An 8974-nucleotide genomic window follows, 5' to 3' on the forward strand; every position below is an offset into this window, starting at 1 on the left:
TGAACAGGGAATTAAACAAGCTTTATAGAGTTTTATAAGGTTTTGGCAACGGAATGAGAATAATAAAATTAGTATTTTACATTATTACTATAATTATAGTCATAGTCATCATGTCCCTTTGTAGGTCGGCAGCTATGGCAGATGAATTTTACTATAAAATTAAACCCTAACTATTAGAAACTATAGGGTTTTTGATTGAAAACTTATCTTATTCACTACTTAAACTCCAAGGTTTTAAAGGATTTAAATATATGTATAAGTTAAGATTCAAGCTAAAAACCCTATAATGGACTTAAGAGTAATAATTTTAATAGGATAACTTAACTAAAAAAATAAGTTAGTTTAGGGTATTGTATTATAGAAATAAAAGAAAATGATAAAAATAGATATGTATTTTAACATAAAAAGAACTTGTGATGAATAAAGCTAAGTTTGTAGATTAAATGGATCTAATTAAATCTTTTGGAAAGAGAGTGTTTTAATGAGCACCCATTTAAATATTAGTTTTATATTCACAAGTTTTAAAATTTAATTTTAATATAATATAGTTATAGCACTACTTAAAGTCAATGACAATAGAATTTATAAAAATATATAAATTATTTTTTATCTGATGGCTAGAAACTGTAACACCCCATCCTCTTAAAAGGTAGGGATAACAGTTTCTACGCCCCTAGATTAACTCATCTAATTTTTAGATGGTTGAAAAAACACCATCTAAAAGAAGATTCGTTCTATCTGATGGCTATAAGCTTTAGTACCACATCCTCTTAAAAGGTGGTGTATAATGGTTGCTACGCCCCTAGATTAACTCATCTAACCTTCAGATGGTGGAAAGAACGCCATCTGAAGAAAGATTCGTTCTATAATAGGTTTTATATTTTTTTAGAATAAGGAGAATAATAAAAACCCTAGGGATATAATAAACCCTGAATATATAAGGTCTACAAGGCAATATCCCATTATATCTTTAGCCCCAAGACCTGCAATTCCAAGAGCAGGTAAAGCCCAAAATGGTTGAATCATATTTGTCCAAGCATCTCCCCAAGCAATTGCCATAGCAGTTTTAGCTGCTGGAACACCAAGTTCTACACCAGCTGGCATCATAATAGGAGCTTGTACAGCCCATTGCCCTCCTCCAGAAGGAACAAAAAAGTTAACTAAACCGGCACTTAAAAAGCTAAATAAAGGAAATGTAGTTTGGTTAGAAATAGCTACAAATCCATTAGACATTACTCCAGCTAAAGATAGTCCAGAAGAGTTTGCACCTACCATCATACCCATTATTCCAGCATAAAAAGGAAACTGAAGAATTATACCAGAGGTACCATGGACAGCATCCCCAATGGCTTTAACAAGTTTACGAGGAGTACCATGAAGTAGAATTGATAAAAATAAAAATATGGTGTTAACTATATCTAAAGTGAGATTAAAACCTTTAGTATAGAAATAATAGCATATATAAGTAAATCCCATAATAAATAAAGCTATACTAATTAATCTACTATTTTCTAACTTATCTGCAGGAGTATTAGTTTTAACTTCTAATACAGCGGCTTCTAAGTCTTCCCCCATTAAGAGGTTAGGGTCAATAGTTACGGTATCTTTTGATGAAGGGTGCATAGCTTTATTTATTAAAGGCAAGGTTATTATAAGAGTTATAACTATAAATAAGTTCATAGGGGAAAATATAGTTTCACTAGTTTTAATTGCAGTTGTTACAACCCCTGCTGTTGCTTTAGTAAGAGCTTCTCCTTCTGTAGCCACAGTTAAAGGGATAGATCCAGAAAGTCCACCATGCCAAATTAAAAAACCAGAGTAGGCAGAGGCGATTAAAAGTCTGTAATCTACTCCTTTAACCTTTTTAGCAAGTTCCTTTGCAAAGATAGCTCCAATTACAAGACCGAACCCCCAGTTTATAAAGCAAGCTATAAGGGATACAAAAGTAACCATTATTATTGCCCTTGCAGGAGTTTTAGGAATTGAAGCAAGTTTCTCTAAGGTTCTTTTAAATGAAGGCGCATTGGCAAGGGTATGACCAGTTACTAAAACTAGAGCCATCTGCATAGAGAAGGCAAGTAAGCTCCAAAGTCCATTACTCCAATGGACTACCATTGATAAAGGACCTTGTTTAGTAAATATCATTCCAGATACAAAAACAAAGAAAGTGAGAATGGTTGCGAAAATAAATGGATCTGGTAGATATTTTTGAACTAGATTTACACAACCATTAGTGAATTTTTTAAACATAAAAACCTCCTAATAAATGTAATAAATATAATATATATACATATATTATACACAATTAGGAATACGTTTACAAATTGTAACAAAATAAAAAGGACTAAGAATAATCTTAGTCCTTTGGTCGGGGTGACAGGGATCGAACCTGCGACCTCATGGTCCCAAACCACGCGCGCTCCCATCTGCGCCACACCCCGGCGACAACTTAATTATATAAAATTAAGTTGCAACTGTCAATACTAAATATAATACAGTTTTTCTTATTTAAAAGAATAAATGATTAATTTATCTATTTGTGTTATTTAAATCTTAATATATAAGCTATATCTTTAAGCTTTAAAGGGTGAAATTTTCAATTTTAAGTAAAATAATTTCAATATAATAATTTAGCTAACATAAAGAGCTAATTTAAGAGGCTGTGGCATTAAGGATAAATATTACAATATAGTGTACTAATCTTAAAATTATAAATCAATATATTGTATGTAAATTCCTTAGTGCCACAGCCTATTTCTATTAAACTTTAAAGTTTTGTACTAAAGATGTTAGATTCTGTGCGAGCTCTGCCTGAACTTGGGCAGCCGTTGAAATACCTTCTATAGAGTCACTAGCATCAGATAAACTAGACAAAATATCATTAGAATTACTATTAGAATTCTCAGAGGCGCTCATCATTTCAAAAATCACATTATTAGCACTTTCGATAACGTCCTTAAGTTCTATACACATAGTATTTAAATTTGATGAAAAGTCTTTCATGAATTTAGCATCTTCTCCATAATAATTACTACTTTCAAGAAGAATGTTAAATTGAGGGACAATCTGTTTGTTTATAAATTTCAATATATCCTCTGTATTATTACTAAGGTTTTTAAAACTAGTATTAGCCTTAAAGACTATACCTTCTATATCCTTTGTTATAATAGAGGTCTCCTCAGAAAGTTTTCTAACCTCTTCAGCTACCACTGAGAAACCACGACCATGTTCTCCAGCTCTAGCAGATTCAATGGCAGCATTTAGAGCTAAAAGTTTAGTTTCTTCAGCTATGGAGGAAATAAGAGATATAAGATCCTTAATTTTTTCTACAATCTTTCCTTCATTAATGGCAGTTACTAATTTATCTTCCTTTTCCCTATATAGATTTTCAGTGGAATTTATAGATCTTTCCCCATTCTCCTTTAAAGATATAGCCCTTTCTTGTATCTTATAGGATACATCTTCTCCTTCATTTGCTTTGCTAGAAAGAATTTTTATATTAGAGTTCATAGATTGAAGGACATTTTGAACTTTTTCAACATTCATTGAGGACACTGAACTTAGTTCTTTTATAGAATTAGATGAAGAGTTTATAAATGCAATTTGTGATGTTATTTCCTCAACAGAAGCAGAGAGTTCCTGAGAGGAGGAGCTAAGTTCAGAAGAAGTATCTAGAATTTTTCTAACCATAAGATTAATGTTATAAACTGCGTTATTTAAGGAGTTACATAGGGTTGAGAATTCATCTTTTCCCTTAGACTTTATTGATTTACTTAAGTCACCTTTAGCTAAGCTATCAGCAAAGTCTAATGATTTTTTTAGTCCTTTTGATATGGTTATTAAATTTAAAGCACTTATAATTAGAGATATACCTATACAGGCTGGAACTAAGATTATCATATAAAGTCTAGTGGTGTTATATATTTCCTGACTTTTATTATATAAATCAGTAGTAGCAATTTTTCTTAAGGATCTTAGAGCTTCTAGGGATGAGAACATAGCAGTTTGTTGACTTGAAAAATCATCGAATAAAAATGCAGCATTATTAAAGTCCTCATTTTCAATTGATTCTATTATAGCCTCGTTATTATCATTATATTTACTATATGTAGTTTTAAAGCTTTCCCAAACCTCTTTTTCTTTAGTACTTATAGGAGAATTATCAAAAACTTCTATGAATTTATCTAGGGATTTTGTTTCAGCATCTATATAGGTTAGAATACTAACTTTTTTAGATGTATCTTTAGAAAAAACTAGTTCTGAAAAATAAGCTCTATTATTAGTTAGCGTTTGTTTTATTTCATTTAGATCGGTTATAGTAGTTAAGGTTTCGTTATAGGTGACTTTTAAATTGTCATTTACTTTATGAAGGTTATTAATAGAGATTATTCCTATGATTAGAGTTAAACAGGATGTAAGTATAAATGAAATCATAAGTTTACTCTTAACAGAAAAATTATTTAGCATAAAAATATATATTCCCCCTTTATATTCTAATAAACTTACAGAAAATACAGAAAATTCTTATATATAATATTATAGTTCATGTTATAAAATATTAAAATAGCAAAATACATATATTGGATTTATTTTAGGAAAATAAATTTAAGTATAAGGTGGGTATAATTTACACAAGTTACATACAAAAGTTAAAAAACAATTACAAAGTTTACAAAAAAGTTTCTAAATCAGTGGATTTTGGTTCATATTTACATTGTTTTCATAAGAGAGGTAATGTTATAATATTTAAGACAGATTTAAGATGGAAATACTTTAATTATTTTAGATAGAAATTTTTATTATGTTGAGGTGGGATTATGAATAAAAAGATTATATCGGCTATTTTAGCAGCCGCTATTGCTTTAAACACGGGATTAGTAGCGATGGCTAACCCTTTAAGTGATGCTCAAAGACAAGAAATAGAGCAGAAGCAAGCAGAATACCAAGATGCAGAGGCTAAATTAAGTGCTTTAGAGCAAGAGTTACAAAAATTACAAGGACAAGCAGAGCAAATACAAGCTCAAATAGATAAGAATAATAATGAAATTGGAAATAAAGAAAACAGCATAAAGGCTTTTGAAAAAGACATGGAAGTCCTTCAGAAAGATTTAGAAAAGAAGGAAGAAATGTATGGAAAGAGAATGAGAGCCATATATAAGAGTGGTAATCCAGGCTACATAGAAGTAGTATTAAGTTCAAGAAGCTTCTCAGACTTAGTTACAAATGTACAAGCTGTCAATAAGTTAATGGGCTTAGATAAACAAATGATGGATGAAATAACAAGTAAAAAGCAAGAGATTGATGATAAAAAAGAAGCGCTAAAGAAAGAAATAGATAATATAAAGGCATTGAAGACTGAAAACGAAGCCAAGCTTAATGAATTAAAAACTCAACAAGCTAAGCAGCAGGTATTAGTTGATAAAGCTAATGAAGTTCAGAAGAGTATTAAAGTGGATCTTGCTACAAAAGAAAGACAAATGATACAATATCCGAAGGATGTTATTAATAATCCAAGCAGTTCAGTTAAGGATTTAAATTCTGCTATTAATGCTTTAAGAGGTATAAGATCTCAGATAAAGGTTATAGATAAAGAGGTAGTTGACCTAATAGAAAAGGGAAAGTCATTAGTAGCTCAAAAGCAACAAAGTGCAACCCTTGATAGAGGAGGATCAGCAGCTCCTTCTGGTAATGCTTCAGGAATAGTAAACTTTGCTTATAGTCTACAAGGTAAGCCATATCAATGGGGAGCCGCAGGACCAAATAGTTTTGACTGTTCAGGATTTACTCAATATGTTTTCTCAAAGAATGGAAAAAGCTTAAATAGAACAACCTTTGACCAGGTTAAACAAGGATCACCTGTATCAAAATCAGACCTTCAACCAGGAGATTTAGTGTTCTTTGGTAGCGCAACTGCTCCGACTCATGTTGGTATATATGCAGGTAATGGAAATTACATACATTCACCAAGAACAGGTGATGTGGTTAAGGTAAGTTCCCTTTCTAGCAGAAGTGACTTCTCAGTTGCAAGAAGAGTTTAAATAAGTAATAAAAATAGTAATTATATAACAGTTAGTAGCTTCATATTAAAACATAATATGAAGCTACTAATTGTTAATTTTTTGAGTTTTTTAGAATACCTACTTAAGGTTTTTATCTGATGGTTATCAATTGTAGCACTCCTATCCTCTTAAAAGGTGGGATATAACATTGCTACATCCATCTAGCCTCAGATGGTGTAAAGAACATTCAATATGATGAAAGGTAGTAAGTATATGATATAATAGGTAATATTATAGAGTGGTAGAGCATATGAGGAGGAGACTTGAATATGGAGTATTTAAGAGAAGACGAAACCGTAGATGATTTACAGTTAAAGGGATTAAGGCTGATACAGAAAAAAGATGCATTTAGATTTGGAATAGATGCAGTGCTCCTTGCTAATTTTGCTAAGGTAAAGAAAGATATGAGGGTTATAGATCTTTGTACAGGAACAGGTATTATACCTTTTGTAATAAGCGGAAAAACTAAGGCTTCTAGTATTATGGGAATTGAAATACAGGAAGACTTTGTTGAGATGGCAAATAGAAGTGTTATGATAAATTCCATGGAGGAGAAAATTAAGTTTCTTCATGGAGACTTAAAAGATATAAAACTATTAAAAACCTTAGAAAAAGCCCATGTGGTCACTGTTAATCCTCCTTATAAATTAGGGGGAGCAGGTATATTAAATCCTAAGGATAAAACAGCCATAGCAAGACATGAGGTATGTTGTACCTTAGAAGATGTTATTATGGCGTCTAGGACGCTTTTAAGAGATAATGGAAGGCTTTATATGGTACATAGACCAGAAAGGCTTGCAGACATTCTATGCCTTATGAGAAAGCATAAAATTGAACCTAAGTTAATAAGAATGGTTCATCCTAATAGTAAAAAGCCACCTAACATAGTTCTTATAGAAGGACAGAGAGATGGAGGAAAGTTTTTAAAGTGGGAAAGCCCCCTTTATGTATATAATGATGAAGGAGAGCTTACAGAGGAAATAAATAAAATCTATGGAAGAGAAGAATAAATGAAGCTTAAAAGAGCTTATAGTGAAAAATAGCTATATAAAGCAAATAAGGAGTAGAAATTAATGAGCGGAAAAATATATTTAGTACCAACCCCCATAGGAAATCTTAAAGATATTACATTAAGAGCTTTAGAAGTTCTTGAGAATTGTGATGTTGTAGCAGCTGAGGATACAAGACAAAGTTTAAAACTTTTAAATCATTTTAATATAAAAAAGCCTTTAATAAGCTATCATATGCATAACGAACAAGGTAAGTCAGAAAATCTTATAGATAGAGCTATAGAAGGACAACAAATTGCCCTAATAACAGATGCAGGAACTCCAGGTATATCTGATCCAGGAAGTGTAATAGTTAAAAGATGTATAGAGTCAGAAGTTCCCTTTGAGGTTCTTCCAGGAGCTACAGCAACTATTACAGCTTTAGTATATTCTGGACTAGATACTAGTAAATTTTTATTTAGAGGTTTTATTCCAAGGGAAACTAAGGATAGGAAGGTTTTAATTGAAGAAATAATAAATCATAGAGAAACTCTTATATTCTATGAAGCTCCTCATAGACTTTTAGACACCTTAAGTTTTTTAAGAGAAGAACTTGGAGATAGGAATATGGCTATATGTAGAGAGCTTACAAAGCTTCATGAGGAAATATTAAGGGGAAACATAAGCTATATCATAGAACATTATAAAAATGTTAAACCAAGAGGAGAATATGTTCTAGTAGTAGAAGGGAAAACTTTAGAGCAAATAAAGGAAGAAGCAGAAGAGGTTTGGGGAAACTTAACAATAGAAGAACATATAATAAAATATGTAAATGAGGGAATGAAGAAAAAAGACGCTATAAAGCTGGTAGCAAAGGAAAGAGAAATGTCAAAATCTGAGGTGTATAAATATTCAATAGGTATTTAAATAATATTATTATAAAGAAATTAATAGATATTTCTATGAGATAATAAACAAATAATCAATAATATTCCAAAGTATATGATGAATCGTTCAATAAATAGTAAGAAATTTGGAAGTTTAAGTAATTAAGCCTAGATAAAGTTAACATAATTATATAATTATGAAAAAAGGAAATGCTATAGAAAATTCTATAGCATTTTTAAATTTATTTCTTAATATTATCTATCAACTTTTATATCATTTAGACAGTTCTTACAGATGTTCTTACCTTTATAGTTTATAACATCTCTTGCATCTCCGCAGAATATGCAAGCAGGCTCATATTTCTTTAATATGATTTGTTCCCCATCTACATATATTTCTAGAGCATCCTTCTCAGCAATGTCTAAAGTTCTTCTTAATTCTATCGGAATAACTATTCTTCCTAACTCATCCACTCTTCTAACTACACCTGTTGATTTCATAAATTTGTTCCTCCTTATACATCTTTCGACATGAAATTATAAAATACAATTTTAATGTAACAATACGTCAAAATTTAAATGGAAATAATATAATTCAAATTACAAAATTCCATCTAATAGATAATATACTACCATATTATTGAAATGTCAATACATTATTGAAAATAAGTTTTACTAGAAAAATATAACAATGAATTAACAAATCCCTTGATATATAAGGGTTGCATAAATAAATGGAAGTATATTCCTAAAATACTTGATTAAAATTTTGAAATAAAATAGTAATTTTATGGCACATAAATTAACTAATGTCGAAAACTCTTGATAAAAATTAAAATTATTATCAAAATGTTCATTATATATTTTGTTCAATTTTTCTTAAAATATACATATTAAGGTAAAGAAATATTCTATTCAATGCTATAATATGATGTGAAATTTGAAAAGGTGAAGATTTATGATGTGATAATAACTTTAAACTAATAGAGATTAATAATTCACAAAAGTCACACAACTTATCCACAGGGCAATTGTGAAT

The 8974-nt window shown here is 30.3% G+C and carries 6 protein-coding genes and 1 tRNA gene; 3 read left to right on the forward strand and 4 right to left on the reverse strand.

Annotation, left to right across the window (positions count from 1 at the left end; genetic code table 11):
- Positions 1-885: 885 nt before the first annotated feature.
- From AB2369_RS08390 to AB2369_RS08400, 3 genes are all read right to left on the reverse strand, one after another.
- Positions 886-2250 carry a TIGR00366 family protein gene (locus AB2369_RS08390; RefSeq protein WP_367666032.1) on the reverse strand — a complete coding sequence of 455 codons (1365 nt, stop codon included), beginning with the start codon at positions 2248-2250 and terminating at the stop codon, positions 886-888.
- 115 nt (positions 2251-2365) lie between these two features.
- Positions 2366-2441 (reverse strand) — tRNA-Pro (locus AB2369_RS08395).
- A 319-nt stretch (positions 2442-2760) separates the two neighbouring features.
- A complete protein-coding gene (locus tag AB2369_RS08400; protein ID WP_367666033.1) occupies positions 2761-4467 on the reverse strand; it encodes a methyl-accepting chemotaxis protein in 1707 nt (568 codons plus the stop codon).
- A 350-nt stretch (positions 4468-4817) separates the two neighbouring features.
- Between AB2369_RS08400 and AB2369_RS08405 the strand changes: the two genes are divergently transcribed.
- The 3 genes from AB2369_RS08405 (at position 4818) to rsmI (ending at position 7975) form a co-directional block, all read left to right on the forward strand.
- The gene (locus tag AB2369_RS08405) at positions 4818-6038 is read left to right on the forward strand and encodes an NlpC/P60 family protein (protein WP_367666034.1); all 1221 of its coding nucleotides are present in this window, start codon (positions 4818-4820) and stop codon (positions 6036-6038) included.
- 290 nt (positions 6039-6328) lie between these two features.
- Positions 6329-7069, forward strand: a complete 741-nt coding sequence (locus AB2369_RS08410; protein WP_367666035.1) for a tRNA1(Val) (adenine(37)-N6)-methyltransferase — start codon at positions 6329-6331, stop codon at positions 7067-7069.
- A 63-nt stretch (positions 7070-7132) separates the two neighbouring features.
- Positions 7133-7975: a 16S rRNA (cytidine(1402)-2'-O)-methyltransferase gene (rsmI, locus tag AB2369_RS08415; RefSeq protein ID WP_367666036.1), complete on the forward strand. Its 843-nt coding sequence runs from the start codon at positions 7133-7135 to the stop codon at positions 7973-7975.
- Positions 7976-8190: 215 nt separating this feature from the next.
- Here the strand turns inward: rsmI and AB2369_RS08420 are convergent, their stop codons facing one another.
- Entirely contained in the window at positions 8191-8436 is a 246-nt protein-coding gene (locus tag AB2369_RS08420; protein WP_027633472.1) for an AbrB/MazE/SpoVT family DNA-binding domain-containing protein, read from the reverse strand.
- Positions 8437-8974 lie beyond the last annotated feature (538 nt).

This window comes from Clostridium sp. (genome assembly GCF_040797585.1).
GTDB lineage: Bacteria > Bacillota > Clostridia > Clostridiales > Clostridiaceae > Clostridium_Z.

Bases quoted from the DNA above. Each gene is read 5' to 3' on its own strand.
- AB2369_RS08410 (WP_367666035.1), top strand. From the start codon at position 6,329: ATGGAGTATTTAAGAGAAGACGAAACCGTAGATGATTTACAGTTAAAG.
- AB2369_RS08400 (WP_367666033.1), bottom strand. From the start codon at position 4,467: ATGCTAAATAATTTTTCTGTTAAGAGTAAACTTATGATTTCATTTATA.
- AB2369_RS08420 (WP_027633472.1), bottom strand. From the start codon at position 8,436: ATGAAATCAACAGGTGTAGTTAGAAGAGTGGATGAGTTAGGAAGAATA.
- AB2369_RS08405 (WP_367666034.1), top strand. From the start codon at position 4,818: ATGAATAAAAAGATTATATCGGCTATTTTAGCAGCCGCTATTGCTTTA.
- rsmI (WP_367666036.1), top strand. From the start codon at position 7,133: ATGAGCGGAAAAATATATTTAGTACCAACCCCCATAGGAAATCTTAAA.
- AB2369_RS08390 (WP_367666032.1), bottom strand. From the start codon at position 2,250: ATGTTTAAAAAATTCACTAATGGTTGTGTAAATCTAGTTCAAAAATAT.